General features: G+C 39.1%; 21 protein-coding genes. 14 read left to right on the top strand and 7 right to left on the bottom strand.

All coding sequences use genetic code 11. From position 1 onward, the window contains the following. The first annotated feature begins 85 nt into the window (after positions 1 to 85). From guaA to NY014_RS04960, 4 genes are all read left to right on the top strand, one after another. Positions 86 to 1615, top strand: coding sequence for a glutamine-hydrolyzing GMP synthase (gene guaA / locus NY014_RS04975; protein WP_259413449.1), 1530 nt, complete (start codon positions 86 to 88; stop codon positions 1613 to 1615). 129 nt (positions 1616 to 1744) lie between these two features. Beyond that, positions 1745 to 3394, top strand: a complete 1650-nt coding sequence (locus tag NY014_RS04970; protein ID WP_259413448.1) for an ABC transporter substrate-binding protein — start codon at positions 1745 to 1747, stop codon at positions 3392 to 3394. After that, positions 3391 to 4683, top strand: coding sequence for a glutamate-1-semialdehyde 2,1-aminomutase (hemL, locus tag NY014_RS04965; protein WP_259413447.1), 1293 nt, complete (start codon positions 3391 to 3393; stop codon positions 4681 to 4683). Before NY014_RS04970 ends, hemL begins: the two co-directional genes overlap by 4 nt. Before the next feature lie 15 nt (positions 4684 to 4698). Beyond that, positions 4699 to 5049, top strand: coding sequence for a Spx/MgsR family RNA polymerase-binding regulatory protein (locus NY014_RS04960; RefSeq protein WP_259413445.1), 351 nt, complete (start codon positions 4699 to 4701; stop codon positions 5047 to 5049). Positions 5050 to 5085: 36 nt separating this feature from the next. Here the strand turns inward: NY014_RS04960 and NY014_RS04955 are convergent, their stop codons facing one another. Beyond that, positions 5086 to 6036, bottom strand: a complete 951-nt coding sequence (locus tag NY014_RS04955) for an NAD-dependent epimerase/dehydratase family protein (protein ID WP_259413444.1) — start codon at positions 6034 to 6036, stop codon at positions 5086 to 5088. A gap of 156 nt (positions 6037 to 6192) precedes the next feature. Here NY014_RS04955 and kbl point away from each other — a divergent pair, with 156 nt between their 5' ends. Then, positions 6193 to 7389: a glycine C-acetyltransferase gene (kbl, locus tag NY014_RS04950; protein WP_259413443.1), complete on the top strand. Its 1197-nt coding sequence runs from the start codon at positions 6193 to 6195 to the stop codon at positions 7387 to 7389. Between the two features lie 74 nt (positions 7390 to 7463). Here kbl and cdaA read toward each other — a convergent pair whose 3' ends face one another. After that, complete coding sequence (cdaA, locus tag NY014_RS04945) at positions 7464 to 8339, bottom strand: diadenylate cyclase CdaA (RefSeq protein ID WP_259413442.1); 876 nt, start codon at positions 8337 to 8339, stop codon at positions 7464 to 7466. After that, positions 8336 to 9220: a dihydropteroate synthase gene (gene folP, locus NY014_RS04940; protein WP_259413441.1), complete on the bottom strand. Its 885-nt coding sequence runs from the start codon at positions 9218 to 9220 to the stop codon at positions 8336 to 8338. Before folP ends, cdaA begins: the two co-directional genes overlap by 4 nt. Before the next feature lie 14 nt (positions 9221 to 9234). Between folP and NY014_RS04935 the strand changes: the two genes are divergently transcribed. Genes NY014_RS04935 through NY014_RS04925 form a run of 3 tightly spaced genes read left to right on the top strand, consistent with a single transcriptional unit; the run spans position 9235 to position 11406 of the window. After that, positions 9235 to 9783, top strand: coding sequence for a DUF1599 domain-containing protein (locus tag NY014_RS04935; protein ID WP_259413440.1), 549 nt, complete (start codon positions 9235 to 9237; stop codon positions 9781 to 9783). Further along, entirely contained in the window at positions 9776 to 10876 is a 1101-nt protein-coding gene (locus NY014_RS04930) for a BT_3928 family protein (protein WP_259413439.1), read from the top strand. The genes NY014_RS04935 and NY014_RS04930 overlap by 8 nt, the downstream gene beginning before the upstream one ends. Beyond that, positions 10873 to 11406: a shikimate kinase gene (locus tag NY014_RS04925; RefSeq protein WP_259413438.1), complete on the top strand. Its 534-nt coding sequence runs from the start codon at positions 10873 to 10875 to the stop codon at positions 11404 to 11406. Before NY014_RS04930 ends, NY014_RS04925 begins: the two co-directional genes overlap by 4 nt. On the opposite strand, the gene NY014_RS04920 is transcribed toward NY014_RS04925, so the two are convergent. Beyond that, positions 11389 to 12894 (bottom strand): OmpP1/FadL family transporter, encoded by a 1506-nt coding sequence (locus NY014_RS04920; protein WP_259413436.1) that lies wholly within the window; start codon positions 12892 to 12894, stop codon positions 11389 to 11391. The two genes, NY014_RS04925 and NY014_RS04920, sit on opposite strands and share 18 nt — an antisense overlap. Positions 12895 to 12968: 74 nt before the next feature. Beyond that, positions 12969 to 14303, bottom strand: a complete 1335-nt coding sequence (locus NY014_RS04915) for a hypothetical protein (RefSeq protein WP_259413435.1) — start codon at positions 14301 to 14303, stop codon at positions 12969 to 12971. A gap of 121 nt (positions 14304 to 14424) precedes the next feature. Here NY014_RS04915 and proS point away from each other — a divergent pair, with 121 nt between their 5' ends. The 3 genes from proS (at position 14425) to floA (ending at position 17493) form a co-directional block, all read left to right on the top strand. Next, the gene (gene proS, locus NY014_RS04910) at positions 14425 to 15906 is read left to right on the top strand and encodes a proline--tRNA ligase (protein ID WP_259413434.1); all 1482 of its coding nucleotides are present in this window, start codon (positions 14425 to 14427) and stop codon (positions 15904 to 15906) included. Between the two features lie 114 nt (positions 15907 to 16020). Further along, positions 16021 to 16479, top strand: coding sequence for an NfeD family protein (locus NY014_RS04905; RefSeq protein ID WP_259413433.1), 459 nt, complete (start codon positions 16021 to 16023; stop codon positions 16477 to 16479). A gap of 3 nt (positions 16480 to 16482) precedes the next feature. After that, a complete protein-coding gene (floA, locus tag NY014_RS04900) occupies positions 16483 to 17493 on the top strand; it encodes a flotillin-like protein FloA (RefSeq protein WP_259413432.1) in 1011 nt (336 codons plus the stop codon). 5 nt (positions 17494 to 17498) lie between these two features. Here the strand turns inward: floA and NY014_RS04895 are convergent, their stop codons facing one another. Together NY014_RS04895 and hemA are read right to left on the bottom strand one after the other, a co-directional pair. Then, complete coding sequence (locus NY014_RS04895) at positions 17499 to 19070, bottom strand: WG repeat-containing protein (protein WP_259413431.1); 1572 nt, start codon at positions 19068 to 19070, stop codon at positions 17499 to 17501. Positions 19071 to 19144: 74 nt separating this feature from the next. Beyond that, entirely contained in the window at positions 19145 to 20416 is a 1272-nt protein-coding gene (hemA, locus tag NY014_RS04890) for a glutamyl-tRNA reductase (RefSeq protein ID WP_259413430.1), read from the bottom strand. A 299-nt stretch (positions 20417 to 20715) separates the two neighbouring features. Between hemA and NY014_RS04885 the strand changes: the two genes are divergently transcribed. Genes NY014_RS04885 through NY014_RS04875 form a run of 3 tightly spaced genes read left to right on the top strand, consistent with a single transcriptional unit; the run spans position 20716 to position 22536 of the window. After that, complete coding sequence (locus NY014_RS04885; protein ID WP_259413429.1) at positions 20716 to 21255, top strand: ComEA family DNA-binding protein; 540 nt, start codon at positions 20716 to 20718, stop codon at positions 21253 to 21255. A 27-nt stretch (positions 21256 to 21282) separates the two neighbouring features. After that, positions 21283 to 21762 carry a type I restriction enzyme HsdR N-terminal domain-containing protein gene (locus tag NY014_RS04880; RefSeq protein WP_259413428.1) on the top strand — a complete coding sequence of 160 codons (480 nt, stop codon included), beginning with the start codon at positions 21283 to 21285 and terminating at the stop codon, positions 21760 to 21762. Between the two features lie 57 nt (positions 21763 to 21819). Then, a complete protein-coding gene (locus tag NY014_RS04875; protein WP_259413427.1) occupies positions 21820 to 22536 on the top strand; it encodes a Crp/Fnr family transcriptional regulator in 717 nt (238 codons plus the stop codon). Positions 22537 to 22548: the final 12 nt, after the last annotated feature.

The raw sequence follows: 22548 nt of genomic DNA, 5'->3' as shown, positions 1-22548 counted from the left end.
TTTTTCAATTTTCTAATTTTCCAATCTACTCCCAAATTTTCTTTGCCAACCTTTAACATACGGTTAGCCATGCTTACCTTTGCGCATGGCAGAACAAATTTTGATCCTCGATTTTGGCTCTCAATACACCCAACTCATCGCCCGAAGAGTTAGAGAGCTTAATGTTTACTGTGAAATCCATCCTTACAATAAGGTTCCTGAAATCACCTCTGATATTAAAGGAGTGATTCTTTCAGGCTCTCCGTGTAGTGTTCGTGATGAAGGAGCTCCTGATTTGGATTTGGATAGTTTAAGAGGGCAGCTTCCTCTTTTGGGAGTGTGCTATGGTTCTCAGTTGCTTGCCCATAAATACGGAGGAGAGGTTCTGCCTTCCACAATCCGGGAATACGGACGAGCCAATTTGGATCATATTGATTTACATCACGATCTCTTAAAAGAAATGACTCATGGCTCCCAAGTTTGGATGTCTCATGGGGATACCATCAAAAGGCTGCCAGAGGGATTTAAAGTGATTGCCAGTACGCCATCCGTGGAGGTAGCAGCATTCAAAGTTGAAGGAGAGAAAACTTATGGGATTCAATTTCACCCTGAGGTAACTCATTCTTTGGAAGGAAAAAATCTTCTCAGAAATTTCGTGGTCGGAATTTGTGGCTGTACGCAAGACTGGACTTCTGATACCTTTATTGATTCTACAGTTGCTGATTTAAAAGAGAAAATCGGTTCTGATAAGGTTGTAATGGGGCTTTCTGGAGGAGTTGATTCCTCGGTAGCTGCCACCTTGATCCACAAAGCAATTGGTGATCAATTGACTTGTGTATTTGTAGATAATGGGTTGCTTCGGAAAAATGAGTTCGAAGAAGTATTGGATTCCTACAAGCACATGGGATTAAATGTGATCGGTGTTGATGCCAAGCAGCGGTTTTATGATGCCTTGGCTGGATTGACTGATCCAGAGGCGAAGCGAAAAGCGATTGGTAGAGTATTTATCGAAGTCTTTGATGATGAAGCTCACAAAATTGAAGGCGTAAAATGGCTTGGACAAGGAACTATTTACCCTGATGTAATTGAATCAGTCTCTGTAAAGGGACCATCTGCCACTATCAAGTCTCACCACAATGTGGGAGGATTACCGGATTTCATGAAGCTTTCTGTGGTTGAGCCACTAAATACCCTTTTTAAAGATGAGGTTCGTGAAGTAGGACGTGCTCTTGAGATACCGGAAAATATTATAGGAAGACATCCTTTCCCAGGTCCAGGTTTGGCTATTCGAATCTTAGGAGATATCACTGAAGATAAGGTAAAAACACTTCAGGAAGTTGACCATATTTTCATTCAAGGTCTTAAAAATCACGGTCTTTACGATCAGGTTTGGCAGGCAGGAGCTATTTTGCTTCCGATTCAATCCGTAGGAGTGATGGGAGATGAGCGGACTTATGAGCGAGTAGTTGCACTACGAGCTGTTGGCTCTGTAGATGGTATGACTGCTGACTGGATTCATTTGCCTTATGATTTTCTCGGTAAAATGTCCAATGAAATTATCAACCGAGTGAAGGGCGTGAATCGAGTGGTTTATGATATTTCTTCAAAACCACCAGCAACCATCGAATGGGAATAAGAAAATCTCAATACTTGTTAAAACCCGAGCCAATGGTTCGGGTTTTGTTTTTACATCCTGAAACACCAAACTTTGGGTTTGGAAATAATGGGTTAAATTTGCTCCTCAAGCTAAATAGATACTGAATCAATGCGGAAATCTCTATTCTTTTTGCCTCTTTTTTTCCTGGTTTCTTTTGTTTTTGCTCAGTCTATTCCTGACGGCTATCGGTCAGCCAAAAGCAACCTTCAAAGTGGTAACTATTGGGAGGCAATGAATGCTTTTCGAGAATTTACAGATGAAGCGAGTTACGGAGATTTAGCCCTTTATGCTGCATTTCATGCAGGAGAAGCCGCTATTAAAGCTAATCAGGCCCAAGCTGCTATTGATCTCTTGAAACCTCTTGCTGAACGATCATGGTTGCATCAAAACGAGTCGAAAATTTTATTGGCACAAGCTTATTTTCTTAATAATAATTCTTTGGAGGCATTGCCAGTTGTTGCTAGTATTCAAGAACAAAAATTCGAAAGCAAAGCCTCCAATTTAGCTTATGATTATTTAGTGAAAGAGAGTCCTGATTTTTTGATTCGCAATTTGAAGGAATATCAAAATTTACCAGTCTATACCGCTGCTCTAAGTGCTGTTTTGCGAAAAAAGAATGTACTTTCCTCAGATGAAAAGTCACTGTTCTATGAATTGCAAGGACAAAATCAAAACTGGAGTTCTACTGGCTCAAATAATGGGGTCTTTGACTTGGTGGTGATTTTACCTTTTTCCAATTCAAGCCAATCAATTGCGACAGAGGGTTTTATCTATGAATTGTATCAAGGTATACAGCTTGCTATCAATCAATTGAAAAAGGAGGGAATGAGTGTTAGTTTAAATACTTTTGATTCCAAAAGATCAATGGATGCAGTTCGTGCTATTTTGGAAGAAGAACAGGTTCAAAATGCTGATGCGATCATAGGACCTATTTATCCTGAGGAAACGGACTTGGTGAGTTCATTTGCAGAAGCGGCTAAAATTCCATTCATACACCCATTATCTAATTTAGGGGACCGTTATGTAGGTAATTCCTATAGCTATCTTTTCAGGCCTTCGTCTGAAAACATTGCTGAGGGAATCGCAAAAGGCTTAAAATCTTCTCTAGCTGGGGATCGTATTGCAATTGCTTTCGGTGGGAGTTCAAGAGATACTAAAGTCGCAGAACTGCTAAAAGATAAGCTAGAAAATGATGGTTTTGAATTAGTGAATTATCAGGAAATTTCACCTAGAAATGCGGCCACTTTTCTAACAAATTTAGGGATTCGACCTACCTTGGATAGTGTAGAAGTTTTGGTGGATCAAGTTGTGGTATTATCCGATGATCCTAACATGGCTGATCCAATTTTGTCTTTGGTAGAATCAGTGACGACTTCAGTTCCGATCTTTGTGATGGATTCTTGGCTGACCTTCAATTTTGCCAATTATGAGATGTTGCCTTATGACAACTTCTATTTTATTTCGAATAACACCCCAAATTTTGAATCTGAGAAAATGGTCCAATTGAAGGATCAGTTTTATAGGAGTTATTCATTTTTTCCCAGTACAAACTCAATTTTAGGAACTGAGTTAGTGTATTGGCTTTATTCCAATTTAAACCCTGATTTGGATACTGACTTCCGAACTAGTTTGGATCAACAGGTGTTCCAAGCAGGTAAGCTTACATGGGGATTTAATTTCCAGAATAGCAATTCAAATCGATACGTTCCTGTTTTCCATTTTGTGGAAGGAGAATTGAAACCGATAAATAATCCATGAACATTTCTGAAAGCAAGCGGCTTTTTGCCCATGCTCAACAATTTATCCCAGGAGGAGTGAATTCTCCTGTTCGTGCTTTTCGTGCAGTAGGAGGAGAACCTCTTTTTATTAAAAGAGCGGATGGAGCATTTCTATTTGATGAAAATGATAATCCCTTCATTGAGTTAATCAATAGCTGGGGGCCTATGATTTTGGGCCATAATCATCCTATGATTCGGAAGGCTGTGATTCAGGCCATGCACGAAGGAACATCCTTCGGAGCTCCAACAGCTAGAGAAGTTGAGATAGCTGAGCTTATTACTAAAATGGTACCTTCTGTAGAGAAAGTTCGAATGGTAAACTCTGGTACAGAAGCCACTATGTCTGCCATCCGCGTTGCCAGAGGCTTTACCGGAAAAGACAAAATCATAAAAATGATAGGCCATTACCATGGTCATGGTGATTCGTTCCTAATTGCTGCAGGATCTGGTGCTGTTACCATGGGTCAACCAGATTCTCCTGGTGTAACAGCTGGTACAGCAAAGGACACTTTGTTGGCACCATATAACGATTTAGAAGCTATCGAAGAATTAGTTCGATTCAATAAAGACGAGATTGCTGCCTTAATTTTGGAGCCAGTGCCAGGAAATATGGGTTTGGTTATTCCGATGCCAGGTTATTTAGAAGGACTTCGTGAGATATGTAATCGAGAAAGGATCGTTTTGATCTTTGATGAAGTCATGACAGGTTTTCGTCTAGCACCCGGTGGAGCGCAAGAATTATATGGGGTTACCCCAGATATGACCACTTTAGGAAAAATTATAGGTGGAGGAATGCCAGTAGGAGCTTATGGAGGGAAAAAAGAGATCATGGATTTTGTTTCTCCTTCCGGACCTGTTTATCAAGCAGGAACACTTTCCGGGAATCCGATTGCCATGGCTGCTGGTTTGGCTATGCTCGGATTTTTGAATGATCATCCTGAAACATACGGTGTGCTAAACCAGATTGGGATGAAAATCAGTGAAGGGATCAAAAAAATCAATCTGGAATTGGGGTATGATTACACAGTGAGTCATCTTGGAAGCATGTATTCGCTCTTTTTTACTCCAGAACCTGTTGTTGATTTTGAATCCGCAAAAACCTCCGATACGGCCTTATTCGGGAAATATTTCCAAGCCATGCTTCAAAGAGGTGTCTATTTAGCACCTTCCCAATTTGAAAGTTTGTTTTTGTCCACAGCACTTACCGATGAGCTGATTGATCGAATCTTGGAAGCCCACCGGGAAAGTATGATCGAAATCCATAAATAATAAAAATAAAATCAAATGAGTTTATTCGTCTACGGAATTAAAAACTGTAATACGATGAAAAAGACCTTTGACTTTTTGGAAAGTCAGGGAGTCAAGTATGATTTCATCGATTATAAAAAGCAAAAGCCCACACCTGAATTACTTCAGTCATTTATTGAAAAAGCTGGGTTGGAATCTGTGATCAACAAAAAGGGAATGACTTATCGTAAAATGGATGAAAGTCAGCGAAAGGCCCTTGAGAAAGCGAATACGGCTATTCCAGTTTTGGCAGATAATTCTAGTATGATTAAAAGGCCTATAATCCTTTATCCTGATGGTAGTATTACCTTGGGATTTGATTCAGAGGAGATTTCTCAAAAGCTATAAAAAAAGCAGGGTTTAAATTCCCTGCTTTTTTGTTGGTCAGAATTCAAAATATTTGGGAAGGTTCTCCAAAATATCCTGAGTCATGGCCTCTAGATCATAACTTGGCTTCCAACCCCAATGCTCTCTAGCAAAGTGATCGTCTATACTATCCGGCCATCCATCTGCAATAGCTTGTCTAAAGTCCGGCTGGTATTCAATCTCGAAATTTGGATAATGCTTTTTAATGCTTTCAAAAATCTCTTTCGGAGTAAAGCTCATACCCGCTAAGTTATAGCTAGATCGAATTTTTACGGACTCTTTAGGAGCTTCCATAAGATCTATGGTAGCCTTGATAGCATCAGGCATATACATCATGGGAAGCATGCTGTCCTCTTTCAAAAAGCAGGTAAATTTTTCTCCTTTTAATGCTTTGTGATAAATATCTACTGCGTAGTCTGTTGTACCTCCCCCGGGAAGTGACTTATATCCGATAAGTCCTGGATATCGAAGGCTGCGTACATCCACTCCGTACTTTTCAAAATAATATTCGCACCATCGCTCTCCCGCTTGCTTGGAAATACCATAAACCGTATTGGGTTCTTTTACACAGTATTGTGGAGTATTAACACTAGGTGTATTTGGGCCGAATACAGCGATAGATGATGGCCAATAAACTTTGTTGAGTTTGAATTCCCTGGCTAATTCCAAAATGAAAAGCAGGGAATCCATGTTTAACTGCCAAGCGAATAATGGTCGTTTTTCTCCAGTTGCAGATAGGACTGCGGCCAAATGATAAATCTGGGTGATTCCTTCGTTTTGAACCAAGCCCCTTACTTTTTCCTGATCTAAAACATTCAGCACTTCAAATCTGCAATAATCGAACTTCTCTTTCGCATCAGCATTCAAATCTGTTGCGATAACTTGTTCTCCTGAGTACCGGTCTGTTAGTGCTTTCGTAAGCTCAGAGCCTAGTTGTCCAGCGGCTCCGATTACAAGAATTTTTTCCATTTTTAGCGATCTATCAAAAGCCTTCGAATGGTGCGTGGCTTTTTGTTTATATTTGGGTTTACCAGCGCAAAAGTAATAAAATTCAGACCTCTTGTTGGAATTTTTGATCAATGGAAATGATCAAATGACAATAATTTAAATCAAGTATATCATATCATGTACGAACAGATCAAACCCAAATTTGAAAAAGAGATTGCTGCTATTAAGGAAGCAGGATTATTTAAAAAAGAACGCATTATTACTTCTCCTCAAGCGGCTGAGATAACCATCGAGGGAGGAAAAAAAGTCTTGAATTTCTGCGCCAACAATTATTTGGGGCTTTCCTCTCATCCTAAGGTAATTGATGCCGCAAAAAAGAGCATTGATTCCCATGGTTTTGGAATGTCATCGGTTCGCTTTATCTGTGGTACACAGGACATTCATAAAGAGTTGGAAAAGAAGATTTCAGAATTCTTGGGAACTGAGGATACGATTCTTTATGCCGCTGCCTTTGATGCAAATGGTGGTGTTTTTGAACCCTTACTGGGACCAGAGGATGCCATTATTTCAGATGCCTTAAATCATGCTTCTATTATCGATGGGGTACGACTTTGCAAAGCCATGCGTTATCGATATGCGCATAATGATATGGCTGATTTGGAAGCTAAACTAAAAGAAGCCAATGAAGCAGGAGTAATGCAAAAAATTATTGTGACAGATGGGGTATTCTCCATGGATGGTACTATCGCACAGTTGGATAAAATCGTAGAACTAGCTGAAAAATACGAAGCGATGGTGATGTCGGATGAGTGCCATTCTACAGGTTTTATGGGAAAAACCGGTCGTGGTGTTCATGAATTCCGAGGGGTTATGGGAAAAATCGATATTATCACTGGCACTCTCGGGAAAGCACTAGGAGGGGCATCTGGTGGATTTACTTCCGGAAGGAAAGAAATTATCGAACTACTCCGTCAGCGATCCAGACCATATCTTTTCTCCAACACTTTGGCTCCATCCATTACAGGTGCTTCGATTGCTGTTTTCGATCTTCTTTCTGAGACTACAGAACTTCGGGATAAACTAGAAGACAATACAAAATATTTCCGAGCCAAAATGGAAGCAGCTGGTTTTGATATAAAGCCTGGTGAGCATCCAATTGTACCGATTATGTTGTATGATGCGGTTCTTTCACAAAAAATGGCAGAGAAGCTCTTGGACAGAGGTATATATGTAATCGGATTTTATTACCCAGTAGTACCAAAAGGAGAAGCCCGAATTCGAGTACAAATCTCAGCAGGTCATGAAAAGCATCATCTTGATCAAGCAATTGATGCATTTATTGAAGTTGGGAAGGAACTAGGTGTTATTAATTAATAACAAAAACCATTAAAAAGGCCCGATTTGAAGATTCAAATCTGGCCTTTTTCTATTTCTGGATTTTGTGAAAATCAAGATTTACTGGTCATGACCATTTTCCTTTTCTTATTGAGCTCATAGTCCTCCAGATTTTCAAATCCCTCATCTACATCGAGATTGTTCAGATAATCATTCAATGTTTCTCGAACTTCCTGGAAGGACATGTTATGAAGGACTTTTCCATTTTTAGCCATGGAAATTTGTCCTGTTTCTTCGGAAATAATTAGAATAATTGCATCCGTAGCTTCTGACATTCCTATCCCAGCTCGGTGGCGAAGACCAAATTGGGCTGGAACCTCTCGTTCAGTTACAGGCAAAATACATCGAGCAGCTTTAATTTTTCCATTGTGAATAATCACTGCACCGTCATGAAGTGGACTGTATTTATTGAAAATGGAAATCAATAATCGCTTAGAAAGTTCAGCATCCAGAATGTCACCACTTTCCGCATAGAATTTCAATTCGGTACTTTTCGAAATGACCATCAAAGCACCGGTATTACTTCCCGCAAGGGTTTTTGATGCTTCGATGATGGGATTGATATTGAAAGAAGCGTTTTCTTTTTTTCTCCAGAAAAACAGCAAATCCTTCCAAATATTATCTCTTGATAGGAGAGAAGAGCGTCCGATTAAGAGCAAGAATTTTCGAATCTCTGGAGCAAAAATGATGATAGCCGCCAAAACACCGACTCCCATGAATTGTCCCAAAATAGAGGAGAGCAATTCCATTTGAAGAGCACGGACCAAAAGGTAAACCAAATAAATTGATAAAAAGCCCAAGAAAATCTTGATGGCAACACTACCCTTAAGAAGCTTGTACACTTGGTACAATAGGAAGGATACCAACGCGATATCAATCATGTTCACGATGGAAACATCCAAGAATCCTATTTTAAAAAGAAAGGTCAAGCGTATAATTGTTTAAATAATTTTCTGGTTTCGTTTGCTTCTTTAACGTCATGAACTCGAAGTATGTTAGCACCTTTCGAAAGGGCAAACATATTAAGAGCTGTAGTTCCATTAAGTGAATCATCAGGCCCACAGCCTAGAAGTTTGTAAATCATGGATTTTCTAGATAATCCAGCCAAAATAGGATGGCAGAGAGTTTTGAAAATCTCCAGATTTTTGAGGATATGGTAGTTTTGCTCCAAGGTTTTCGCAAAGCCAAATCCCGGGTCAATAATTACATCTTTGATGCCAAACTCTTTTATAAGATGCAGTTTTTTCGCGAAATAGTTCAATATATCTGGCAAAAGTTTCGGGTAATCTGTTTTTTGCTGCATTGTCTGAGGCGTGCCTCGCATATGCATCAAGAAATAAGGTGCTTGAAGCTTTCCCACCACCTCATACATCTTTGAGTCCATACTTCCCCCAGAAATATCATTAACTAGATGGGCGCCAGATTCGATTCCTTGTTTGGCGACATTGGAGCGGAAAGTGTCAATCGAAATCAAGATTTCAGGAAATGCTTCAGAAATCCAGGAAATCGGTCGGATAACTCTTGCCAATTCTTCCTCTTCAGAAATATCCTCAGCTCCCGGTCTACTACTATATCCTCCCAAGTCCAGGATGTCAGCTCCATCCTGAATCATTTTTTCTGCTTTTTTTAGGATGTCGTCCCGATCGATTTTTACACGGCTCCCTGAGTAAAAGGAATCAGGTGTCAAATTCAAAATCCCCATCAATTGCGGTTCATCCCAAATGATTAGCCTTCCCTTTATTTGAAATGTATATTTTTGAGGAAATAATTTATCTTCGACAGCAAAAGTTGGATCTGAGAAAAGTATCATTTAAATAAAGCCCATTGGAAACTAAAACCAGCAACGAATATAAGGAAGTAATCGACCGTTGTAAAGAACTCTTTCAGAAGAAAACCATCGATTACGGGACTTCTTGGAGGATTATGCGTTTATCCTCAATTACTGATCAGATTTTTATCAAAGCGCAGCGGATTCGTTCCGTTCAGGAAAAAGGAAGTCAAAAAATCAGTGATCCAATTGAGGATGATTTTATCGGTATTATCAATTACTCTCTAATTGCGTTGATTCAGCTTTCTTTGAAAAATGATGACCGCCTTGAGATTCTTTTTGAAGAATTGGAACCGATTTATGATCAGTGGGTAGCCAAAACGAAAGGTCTTCTAGAAAATAAAAATCATGATTATGGAGAGGCTTGGAGAGATATGAGAGTCAGCTCCATGACGGATATTATTCTCATGAAACTATTTAGACTCAAGCAGATTGAAGATAACGAAGGCAAAACATTGGTCTCAGAGGGTATCGAGGCCAACTATCAGGATATGATCAATTATGCTGTTTTTTGTCTGATTAAACTAGGATATCACCATGATTAATAAAGGAATTCTTTGGGTTCTCCGCATTTTGGTTGGGGGACTTTTTATTTTCTCTGGGCTAATTAAAGTCAATGATCCAGTAGGAACAGCGATAAAGTTGGAGGAGTATTTTGACGTCTTTTCCAATGATATAGCTGGATTTTTCTACTATTTAAAACCTCTGGCTTTGTATTTGGCTGTCTTTCTAGTGGTATTGGAAGTGGTTCTCGGCGTAATGCTCATTTTGGGAGTCAGAAGCAAGTTCACCGTTAGGGCGTTATTCCTAATGATTCTGTTTTTCACTTTTCTTACCTTTTTCTCGGCCTATTTCAACAAAGTGACCGATTGCGGTTGCTTTGGAGATGCGATCAAACTTACCCCATGGGAGTCTTTTTATAAGGATGTGGTTTTGACGATCATGATCGTAGGTATATTGGCTTTGCAAAAATACCTTCCAACTAGTTCCTCAAGCCTCGCAAAAGGAACAGTTTGGACTGTTGGAATCCTTTGTTTTGTTCTTTCTCTAGCAGCAATTCGAAACCTACCATTTATTGATTTTCGTGCATATAAAGTAGGTGTAAACATTCCGACTAACATGCAGCCATCTGCCACTTTGCAATATTCCTATGTCATGCAAAAGGATGGGCAGACAGTTACTTTGGACAGTTATCCAACAGAGGAAGGCTATGAATTTGTTGAGATGAATTTGAAGAATCCTGATGCGCTTCCAAAGATTTCAGATTTTTCTGCTTGGAATGAATCAGGAGACCAAACAGATTTTGTTTTTGCCGGAAATAAGGTCTTAATCCTAAGTCCAAGTATGGCCAAATTTGATGATAAGAATCTTGAGGCTATTCATACTCTAGTTAAATCCATGGAAAATGCTCCAGTGGATGTCATCCTAATGGCAGCTGCTCCCCAAGAAGAAATCGATTCGTTTATCTCTTTGAATAACTGGAGTATTGTTGGGCTTCAGGCAGATGCAACAGTGGTAAAAACCATGATCCGATCCAATCCTGGAATCATGGTTTTAAAGGATGGTACTGTTTTGGCAAAATATCATCATAACAATACTCCGGATGCAGGAGAGGTTTTAGATTTATTTATTCAATGAGTCAGTTAAAAGTGGTCTTGGTTGGTCTTCCAGGGGCAGGAAAAAGTACTTTTGGAAGGATGTTAGCTCGAGAGCTTAATGTTGAGTTTTTAGACTTAGACCAGTTGATTGAGCAAAAAAGCGGAAAAAAGATTTCTGATATTTTTTCAGAGTATGGAGAGGGTAAGTTTCGTGATTTGGAGACTCAAACTCTTGAGGAAGTATTGAATTCAAATGAATCCTTTGTGCTTGCTTCTGGAGGAGGATGCCCTTGTTTTAATGATAATATGACCCTAATAAATCAATTGGGTATTTCCGTCTTTTTGGATGTTCCTCTCGAAGAAGTTTCCAATCGACTATATCACTCAAAAGCTTCTATTCGGCCAATGTTTGAAGGAATGGATGCCGGAGAAATTACCTTGAAGTTGAAAAATCTTATTGCTCAGCGAAGCCCTTTTTACGAAGAAGCAAAAATAAAACTCAGCGGATCTGATTTTTCCGCTGAGTATTTTGTTTCAGAATTGATTCATCAATTAAAAACTCAATCCTAGGGTCAAAATCCCATTGAAGATATTGTTTTGAATGTTGGTTACCGGACCAATGTTATTGTTTTGCGAGTCTAAAAATTGGTAAGACTGATAGACTGAATCGAATTTTTGATTTACTAGTGCAAAATCAATATTAAAGTTCTTTACTCGCACACCAACACCACCACTTAATTGTGTGGTACTACGGTCTATAGAATTGCTCACAAAAGGATCTCCATAGTATGCATATCCAGCACGGACGTAGAACATGTTTATTCTGCCTTCGGCACCAAATCGATAATTGATTGTACTTGTATATAGGCTTTGAATAGCTTCGTTGTCTGGACCCTCATTAAAATTATTTGAATTAACTCGGGCGGCACTGTAATCTACCCAATCAATATCTGCGGAGATAAATCCATTTTTTCCTAAGAACACGGTGCCTCCACCGCCAATTCTAAGCGGAGTGTTTAATTGAAAATTATTGACAAATAGGTCAGAATAGGCTTGTTGAGTCCCAAGAGTAATATCTTCCGGTTCGTAATAATAATTATTGTATTCAGCAGTAATATTCGAATCGTATTCCTCACTTAAGGCATACCAAGTTGGAGTTTGGAAATTGAATCCAAGGTTCACGTAATCAATCGGCTTGTAGATGATTCCGATGTTTAGGTTAACTCCTGTGCCGTTGATGAATAGGTTTTCGCGTAGGGAAGAAGTGAAAAGAGGTTCGTCGATAAATTCTTCATTATAAACTTTCTGAGAGAAATAACTGAGCGACCTAATTCCCAATGCTCCCCCTACAAAAAATTTATGTTGAAAATTCGCTCCATAGCTAAAAGTGATTTGGTTGGAAGAACCTTCTTGGTAGACGTTTTCATCTTGGAAAGGAAACCCTAGAACAAATGAATCATAAGTGTCCGGGTTGATGATTGTATTTCCATTTTCATCTACTGATATAGGGTTAATCAAATAGCTTTGATAAGCTAGTCCCGTAATTCCAAAAGATTCTATTTGGCTTTCTGGAACACCAAAGGAATCTTGGATGTAGAAATCTAAAATGGATGTTTCACCAATAATATCAGAGAAATATCCAAACTCAGAATTGAAGTTTGCTATTCGCTGAATGCTGATCCCCCAAGATCCACCTTTAAAAGCGCTATTATTTAATATTCCTTTTGGGTTCGCAAATACCACAGATAGGTTAGGGACAGAGAAGTTGGTTGTGTTGTAATTTCGATTTTGGCCTAAGAACTGGGTTTGAACTCCCCAATCACTATATCCTAGACTAATGGATGCTTCTGATTTGCGAAAAAAGCCTAATCCAGCTGGATTACCCGCAATATTTGAAACATCTCCACCTAAGGACCATTGTGTGCCACCAATGGCCATCACCCTTGCAGATCCTGCTGGCATATTTCTACTGAATCTCAAAGCATCTTCAAAATATCCGCTTTGGCTAAAGGCAAAATTTCCAATTAGAAGGAAAAACAAAGCAAGTAAATACCTCATGTTGATTTCAATTAAACTACTAGAAAAACGAAAAGAGACTCAAGAAGGATATTTTTTTCAAAAAAAAAGGGGAATTAATTTCCCCTACCTCCTCTTGATCCTGATGAGGAACCGCTACTTCTTGAGACACCTCCTCCTCCAGAGGATCGCATGCTTCCACCACCTCCGGATGAGCTACGGCTAGGCACGCTCATTTGGGAAGGAGAACTACTTCTGCTTGGAGTGTAAGTTCTCGAATTTGTACCTCCATAACCACTTCTGCTAGGAGAAGAACTTCGGTTATAACTTGGAGAACTTCTATTGTATGATGGACTAGCAGTTCTAGTATTATATCTATTGGTGTTTCTTGAAGGAGAGTACATTCCGTTGTCCATGGTTCTGCTTGATGGTCTTGCAGATGGCATAGCACTTCTGTTTCTAGTAGAAGACGAACGGTCTAATACTGCTGAACTGGTGTTTCTAGTTGCTGTTGAATTTGCAATTCTAGATCTTCCTGAATTATAATAATCTGATTGACTTGAGCTGAAGTCTCTTGCTGGGATTCGAGATCGATCAGATGAAACCAAACTTCTATTGTTTACAGCATCTCTTCTTGCCTGAGCTCTAGAAGTACTTGGAAGAACTGCTGAAGCACGACTTCCAGTTGAACTTACACCTGCAAGAGTCGCTCCTCGAGTAGGTCTAGCTCCTCTTACTAAGCGTCGGTCACCATATTCTCCTCCAGGAAGCACATAAATTGGTCTTCCAGGGTAAATTGGCATTCCCCAACCTGGGTAACCCCAAGCATAGCTAGGTCCCCAGAAAGGATCATAAAAGCCTCCCCAACCATATCTTGGTCCCCAGAATGGATTGTAGAAACCTCCAAGTCCCCAGCCGAAGCCAATATTGACAGAAATACCTGGTCTGAAGCCCCAAGAAGGTCCCCAACCAAATCCCCAGAAAGGATCATAAAATCTCGGAATCCAAGGATTGAAACCAGTACCCATCATAAAACCCATGCTAAATGATAATCCAGTATTGAATCCTGAATTAAAGGAAGCATTGTTGTTTACTCGGAAATTGTTGTATGCATCAATATCTCCTTGTCCAGAGTTATTTTCTGCGTATTCATCGAAGTATACTACCTCATCACCGGTTTCCGTGTTTTCAGCAGAATATCTTGCCAGATATTCTGGGTTTACATTTCGGCTACTGAAGCTTTCATCAGGGATATCCTGAAGACTTTCAATTTGATCGAAAGTTTCGGGATTATTATTTGGTACAGCATACGTACTGGCAATCCTAGCATCGGATGCCATAAAATACATATTGTCTGTATTGTTGGTACTAGCTACCTGCGTAGTGGAGCAAGAAGTTAGTGCCACCGACCCAATGAGTACAGATGAAATGATAATTTGAATTTTCTTCATGGTTGAAGTTGATTGTTATCTCTATATACGAGGTCTTGAGTGAAGGGTTATTCTTTTTAAGTTATATTTGCCACGCTCAATTTAGCAAAATTATTCACAAAATATTTCGAAATCAACTGGTATGAGTAAAGGACTACCTAAGCGAAGCGAAGATTACTCTTTATGGTATAATGAATTGGTTAAACGGGCTGATCTAGCTGAAAATTCAGCGGTTAGAGGCTGTATGGTAATAAAACCCTATGGATATTCTATCTGGGAAAAAATGCAGGCTGAATTGGACCGAATGTTCAAAGAGACGGGGCATACCAATGCTTATTTCCCGCTATTTATCCCTAAGTCATACCTTAGTAAGGAAGCTTCCCATGTAGAAGGTTTTGCAAAAGAATGTGCAGTTGTCACCCATTATCGTCTCAAGAATGCAGATGATGGATCAGGTGTAATTGTAGACCCTGAGGCAAAACTTGAGGAAGAATTAATAGTTCGCCCAACTTCTGAAACAGTTATTTGGAGCACTTATAAAAATTGGATTCAGTCATATCGTGACTTGCCTTTGTTGGTAAATCAGTGGGCAAATGTGGTTCGATGGGAAATGCGTACCCGTTTGTTTTTGCGAACTGCTGAATTTTTATGGCAAGAGGGACATACTGCCCACGCCACTCGTGAGGAGGCTGTTCAGGAGACTGAGCAAATGATGAATGTCTATGCTCAGTTTGCAGAAGAATTCATGGCATTACCAGTCGTCAGAGGAAGAAAAACCGAAAACGAGCGATTTGCTGGAGCAGAGGATACTTTGTGTATTGAAGCTATGATGCAGGATGGAAAAGCTCTTCAGGCTGGAACTTCGCATTTCTTGGGGCAAAATTTTGCAAAAGCATTTGATGTGAAATTTGCTGCAAAGGATGGCAAGTTGGATTATGTATGGGGTACATCTTGGGGAGTTAGTACCCGATTGATGGGAGCTTTAATTATGGCTCATTCTGATGATAATGGTTTGGTTTTGCCTCCTAAGCTAGCTCCAACTCAAGTTGTGATTGTTCCTATCTACAGAGGAGAGGAAGAATTGAAAGCAATTACTGAGAAAGCGAATGAATTTATAAGAGCGCTGAAAAGAGTAGGGGTTTCTGTAAAATTTGATGACAGAGACACTTATAAGCCGGGTTGGAAATTTGCCGAGTATGAGTTGAAAGGGGTTCCATTAAGAATTGCTATTGGGCCAAGGGATCTGGAAAATGGTACCGTTGAAATTGCAAGAAGGGACACTCTTACCAAAGAAACATTCGAACTTAGTAGCCAACCAATCGAACAGAAAATCCTTGATCTGTTAGATGAAATTCAAAACACTATTTATAATAAGGCACTTCAATTCAGAGAGGAGCATACTACTGAAGTAAATAGCTGGGATGAATTCAAAGATGTGCTTGAAAATAAGGGAGGGTTTATTTCAGCTCATTGGGATGGAACAGGTGAGACTGAAGATAAAATTAAAGAATTGACAAAGGCTACTATTCGATGCATTCCGATAAATCAAAAAGAGGAGGAAGGGGAATGTGTCCTGACAGGAAAACCTTCAAAAGGTAGAGTCTTTTTTGCAAAAGCCTATTAATTCAATGCCCGGTTCTGCCGGGCATTTTTTATGAACACCTTTGTATTTATCCTGTATTTCTGCTTAGAGTTTCATTCTTTGTTGTATTTTTAGTTTGATTATGATAATCCATCTATGTCGGTTTTAATTTTAGCAAGTTTACTGGGGATTGGCCTGATTCTTTTGTTGGCTGAGGTATTGTTTATTCCTGGCACCACGGTCGTTGGAATATTCGGATTGGTAATTAGCTTGGCAGGAGTCGCTTATGCATTTTTAACCTTCTCCTCAGATGTAGCTTGGTGGATTACTTCAGGAGCAGTGGTTTTGAATTTAGCTGCTATTATTTATGGATTCCGTTCAGGAGTTTGGGACAAATTCTCATTGAAGTCCTCACTTAAAGGTGGAACTTACGATGATCGAATTGTAAATCTTCAAGTCGGAATGATGGGGAAGGCTATCTCCGATATTAAGCCTTATGGAAAGGCGATGTTTCAAGATGAAATTTATGAGGTTAAATCAGAGTCTGGGTTTATAACTGTCGATTCTGAAGTGACCATTATGAGAATAGATGATAATCGAGTTTTAGTTAAATAAATTATGGATCCAAGTAATTCAATGTTCATTTTGGTTGCCGCATTTGCAGGCATCGTACTACTATTTATCTTCTTGTATTTTGTTCCGGTAAATCTTTGGATTACGGCTCAATTTGCCAATGTCCGTGTAGGAATAGGTGAATTGATCGGGATGAGAATTCGAAAAGTTCCTCCAAGCGTCATTGTCAATTCATTGATTACAGCTACCAAAGCAGGTCTTCAATTGACTACCAATGAATTGGAAACCCACTACCTGGCTGGAGGTAATGTCCCTAATGTGATCAGGGCATTGATATCAGCAGACAAGGCGAATATTAATTTGTCCTTCAAGCAGGCTACGGCTATTGATCTAGCTGGTAGAGATGTGTTTGAAGCAGTTCAGATTAGTGTAAATCCAAAAGTGATTAATACCCCAAGCGTCGCAGCGGTCGCAGCGGATGGTATTCAGTTGATTGCCAAAGCAAGAGTGACGGTTCGTGCGAACATCGCTCAATTAGTGGGTGGTGCAGGCGAAGATACTATTCTAGCTCGTGTAGGTGAGGGGATCGTAACATCCATTGGTTCCGCAGATACCCATAAAAGTGTACTAGAAAATCCTGATAAAATCTCCAAACTAGTATTACAGCGAGGTTTGGATGCAGGAACAGCATTCGAAATTCTCTCCATTGACATCGCGGACATAGATGTCGGAACAAACATCGGTGCAAAACTTCAAATCGATCAGGCTTCTGCTGACTTAAAAGTGGCAGAGGCAAAAGCTGAAGAAAGACGTGCCATGGCAGTTGCATTGGAGCAAGAAATGCGTGCTAAAACTGTAGAGATGCGTGCGAAAGTAATTGAGGCAGAAGCAGAAGTTCCTTTAGCATTGGCTGAAGCTTTCCGATCCGGTCAATTAGGAGTGATGGATTATTATCGAATGGAAAATATCAAATCAGATACTTCGATGAGGGACTCTATTGCCAATTCGGATACCGAGAATAAAGATTCCAGCAAAGGAAAATCAGATAAAAAATAAGGGGCTTATTGCCCCTTTTTTCTTTTCTTTTTGCTGCTTTCTTCTTCTATTAAAATTATTGGTTCATAAGCACTTTTTGCCAAAATCAAATTTTCAAATTCATCATAGAGAATAGCCTCATAAGCTATTGGGATTAGGTTTTCGCCTTCTTCAGAAACTAAACCTGATTTCCCATCCTTGCTAGCTTGATATCCAAACTGTCCTTCAGGGATTAGCCGGTCAAAAATTGGTGATAATTTAACCTCACCATTATTCGAAATAAGTCCAGTCTTTTCTCCTTTTTTTGCAAGGAGTAAACCATTAGGGAGTCGACAGATTTTTTCGAATCCTTCTTCATCAATTTGGTTTCCCTGTGTATTGAGTAAAAAGATTTTGCCGGATTTTTTAGCTAGAGCAATTCCATCATTAGTAATATTGATTTCTTCCCATTCCGGAGAAATTTTCCTATTCCCGGATTTATCAATTAATCCCCAATAATTTCCACTTCGAAATGGTGCGTGCTCATTTTCGAAAGCCTGAACTCCTTCAAAACCAGGTGCTATGAGCCATTCACCATTTGAGTTTATGAACCCCCACTTTCCATTTAGGGATAATGCAGGGAAAAAGCCGCTTGACCCCTTTTTTATTTCTGCAATACTATCAGTGGGAGTGACGAGCCAACCGTTTCTTCCTAAAAGGCCTAATTTATCGTCTCGATATTTGATTGAATAAAGGTCTTGTTCTAAAAGCTTCACCTCGGTCATTCCGACATCATCCAATAGGATCCCGTCTTCCTTCATTATTCGCCGAAGTTTCCCATGGATATATTCCAGCATTAATCCATCCTCAAAAGTAATTTTATGGAAACTGTTGTAACGAACATTGGCCTTGATCGGATCTCCCTCAACCAAAAGATATTGGTCCTCATCGAAGCCATAGTAAAAATTTCCTCGAGTATGAAGGAGTGTATCAATAACTAAGTCTAGAACGATCCTTCCTTCCATATTGATCAGGCCGTAACCATTCTGATTTTTTGCTAACAAATAATCTCCTCCATGGTCTTGGATTAGGTCAAATGCCTGGTGTGAAATCGATGTAAGGGGAAGGAAGTACTGACCATTTCGCTTGGTGATGACTTGTCCTCGGCTTCCTATATAAGCTTCTTCAAGAATTCCCAAAGAACGAGTAGTTCCTTTTCCGCGCTCATAAACCCAGTATTCATTACCTTTTTTGGCTAATAATAAATTAAAAAACACCTCTACTTCATCGTATTTCAGTTCGAGGACTTTTTGGCCATATTCATGATAAGCTCCAATTCCAGATTCATTCTTTACCAAAATCCAAGGAGCTAAATACTGGTAGATTTCTTTTCCTTCAAGTGAGACAGACTTCTCGAAGTTAGAATTCAATAGAAAAAAACCTTCCTCCGTTTTTCCAATTCGTACATCTTCGCTCAAAAGAGTAATGTCCTGATAAAGAAGTCTGTTTTTAAGATTCAGTTCTGCATCATACACTTCCCAAGTTTGAGCCCAAGAAAGTGTAGCTGAAAGGATAAAAGACAGGGAAAATAGGTTTTTTAAGATGTCTTTTGTTTGCATCGAACTGGATCATTTAGACACAAAAAGACCAAAGAATGGGGATTCCTTGGTCTTTTTCTTTTTGCTATTGAATATTAGTTTTTATCGGTTTTAACTCGATCAAGATCAAAGATGTCTGATATAATTTCGATCATTTCCTCAGCCTCATCTCTTCTACAAGCATTCTTTAATTGAATCACTGGAACTTTGAGGACTTTTTGCATCATACTTTTGGTGATTTTGTCCATCACTGCATATTCCTCCTCACTGGCATTTTTCATGTATCTAGAAAGCTCTTCCAGACGGATTTGCTCCAGCGATTGCTTTAGCTTGTTAATAGTAGGAGATACCATCATCTCCTTTTTCCAATCTTGGAAATCCCGGATAGCCTCGGTAATAATATTTTCAACCTGTGGGATGGAAGCTAGTCTATTATCAAGCGCTTCTGAAGCCTTGCTCCGGATATTATCTACATTATATAAGATAACACCTGGAACTTCCTCTACAGAAGTTTCAATAGATCTTGGTACTGATAGGTCGACCAAAAGCTTATAGGACTGAATATTATATTGACTTATAAGCTCCTTTGTTATGAATGGTTCATTCCTTTGAATTGATGAAACAATCACATCTGCTTCATCTATCGCTTCTTCGACATTTTCAAAAGGAATTACTTCAAAACCCATTTCTGCGGCAATAGCTTCGGATTTAGAAATGGTTCTATTGGAAATCATAACCTTCGAATCCGGAAGATAAACCATGTTTTTGGCTACATCTTCTCCAATCTCTCCCAAGCCAATCAAAAGGATTCTTGGTTGATAAGTATTAGAAGTGATTGTTTCGATGAGTTCGATTGTGGCATAAGACAAAGATGCCGCACCATCACGGAAAGCAGTTTCTTGCACTACCCGCTTATTAGTAAAAAAGACTGTGTGCATGAGCCTATGCAAAAATGGTCCGGCCATATCCAAATCAACGGATGTTTGATAAGCTCGCTTAACTTGATTTGCGATTTGAATATCACCAACCACTTGAGCTTCTAGTCCTACAGAAACTCTAAACAAATGCTCAATGGCTGCTAAGTCATTCTGGAAAAGTTCAAAATACTCCAAATAGTTTTCTACATCGGAAATCCCTTTTTCTAAACCGATCAATTTGATGATTTCTTCATTGATGGTTTCTTCATGGGAATAATAAACCTCCGTACGATTACAGGTAGAAAGAATCAACACCTCAGATAGATTGAAGATTTCTTTCAGTTTTAGATGGATACTGTGAATCGCTTGGTCATCCAAGGAAATCAATTCACGGATCTGTACTGGAGCAGTTTTGTGTGATAAACTAAATGCGTTGAACTTTACCTGCATGGAATTTTTCTTGCAATGCAAAATTAATAGACAACTTCCCCAATTTTGTGATTTAAGTCATCTAAGAGTTAATTTAGAAACTGTCTAAATTAAGGAGTTGCAAAGTTCCGGATTTTTTGAATTGAATTCCAATATTCTTAACTTATACGTTATTGAATAAATCTATTTTGTGAATGTTGTCGAGAATTTTTTACCACCTAAAGCGTGAACTCGGTTTTTCAAGAAAGGAGTCTAGAGGATTTCTTCTTGTGGTTCCACTTCTGGCCCTATTGGCTTTTATGCCCCAGATCTTTCAGAGAATGAAAGCTTACTCTGACGCTGAAATAGAAAGCGAAATACAATTTTTAGTAGATAGTTTGGCAGATAAGGGCTTTGTTTTACTGGAGTCTCCGTATCCGATCCAGATTCCGAATGATACCGCTTCTTTTTCCATTTCGGGTATCAAGCGTATACCTTTTTCCGAGGCGGACTCGATAACACTACAGATTGTACCAGGAATAGGACCAAGCCTAGCTGGAAGAATCATCAAATTTGAGCAAGCATTAGGAGGGTTTTTTAAACCTGATCAATTGCTTGATGTCTATGGGGTAAAACCTGAAGTAGCTAATCGAGTCTGGGAATATTTTGAGTTTGATGGGAAAATTAAAAGTAAAGTGCCTATCAATACTATCGATGTCACTGAATTAGCCAAACATCCTTATGTAAGTTATGGACAGGCAAAAGTGTTGGTTGCCTTTCGAAATCAGCATGGAGCTTTTTTGGGTCCTGAAGATTTATTAAAAATTAAAATTTTTGAGAAAGAATGGGTTGACAAATTGAGCCCCTATTTAGCTTTTTAAAATCAAATCAATGATTCATCTTTGAGCATGAATCAAAAAGAATTTGAGGAGAAATTTCCACCTTTAAATTTGCCTAGCTTCAATCCAAGATTGTCTTGGAAAGAAGATAAACTGTGGATTTTTGATTCGGTAAGAAAAAAAGATCTGGTACTTACACCGGAAGAATGGGTAAGGCAGCATTGGATACATTTTCTTGTGGGAAAGCACGGTTTCCCCAAGGGTTTGATTTCAACAGAAAAGGGTCTGATTTATAATCGTTTACAAAAGAGAACCGATGTATTGATTCGAGATCAGTTGGGAGATCCCTACCTTTTAATTGAATGCAAAGCCCCGAAAATTCCCATTAACCAAAAAACCTTAGAGCAAGCAAGTGTTTATCACCATCAATTGAAATCTTCTTTTCTTATCCTTTCTAATGGATTTAGTCATATTTTTCTCCAATATCATGAAGCAGAGAATAAATTTTCACAAGAAAAAGATGTCCCAAAACCACCAATTTGTAGTTGATTTCTATGATTTTCCTCATTCTTTTTTTAACTTTTAGGCAATAAGAAATACCCCGCTATGTCGAGTACAGTACATAATCTTCCCTGTGAACTTTGCGCTAGCCGTAAACATTCGCTTTTGGCTGATCTTTCAGAAACTCATATCTGTACGATCTCCACAAATAAAAATTTAATCTCTCACCGTAAAGGGCAGATCCTTTATTATGAAGGAACAAAGCCTCTTGGGATTTTCTGTATTAATTCCGGAGTAGTAAAGGTTTATAAGACTGCTTCCAATGGAAAAGACCAAATCATTCACCTGGCAAAAAGTGGTGATTTCCTAGGTTATTCGGCCTTACTTGGTGAGGAGAATTACACCAACTCAGCGATGATTGTTGAGGATGCGAAGATTTGTTTTATCCCAAGAGAAGCTTTTTTAAATACCCTTTTCAGCAATACGCCATTCTTCAAAAGAGTCACGAAGCAACTGAGCCATGAATTGAATATCATGGAGGAAAAGCTTACAGATGCAACACAAAAAAGTATTCGTGAGCGTTTGGCATATACACTTCTGTTTTTGGCAAGTAGCTATGGAGTAGAAGGTGATGAATCTCAAAAAATTGATTTGGTATTGAGTAGAGAAGAAATAGCCGGAATTGTGGGTACTGCGACAGAGTCAGTAATTCGATTGCTTTCTGAGTTTAAAAAGGACAATCTTATCGAGTTTGAGGGTAAAAAAATCATCATTAAGGATAAGCGAGCTTTGGCAAGACTTTCTGATTTTTACGCTTCTTAAGAACCTTCTTTA

The organism is Algoriphagus limi (assembly GCF_024919275.1).
Classification (GTDB): Bacteria; Bacteroidota; Bacteroidia; order Cytophagales; family Cyclobacteriaceae; genus Algoriphagus; species Algoriphagus limi.
The sequence above is the reverse complement of the archived record's forward strand: the minus strand, read 5'-3'. Positions and strand labels throughout refer to the sequence as shown.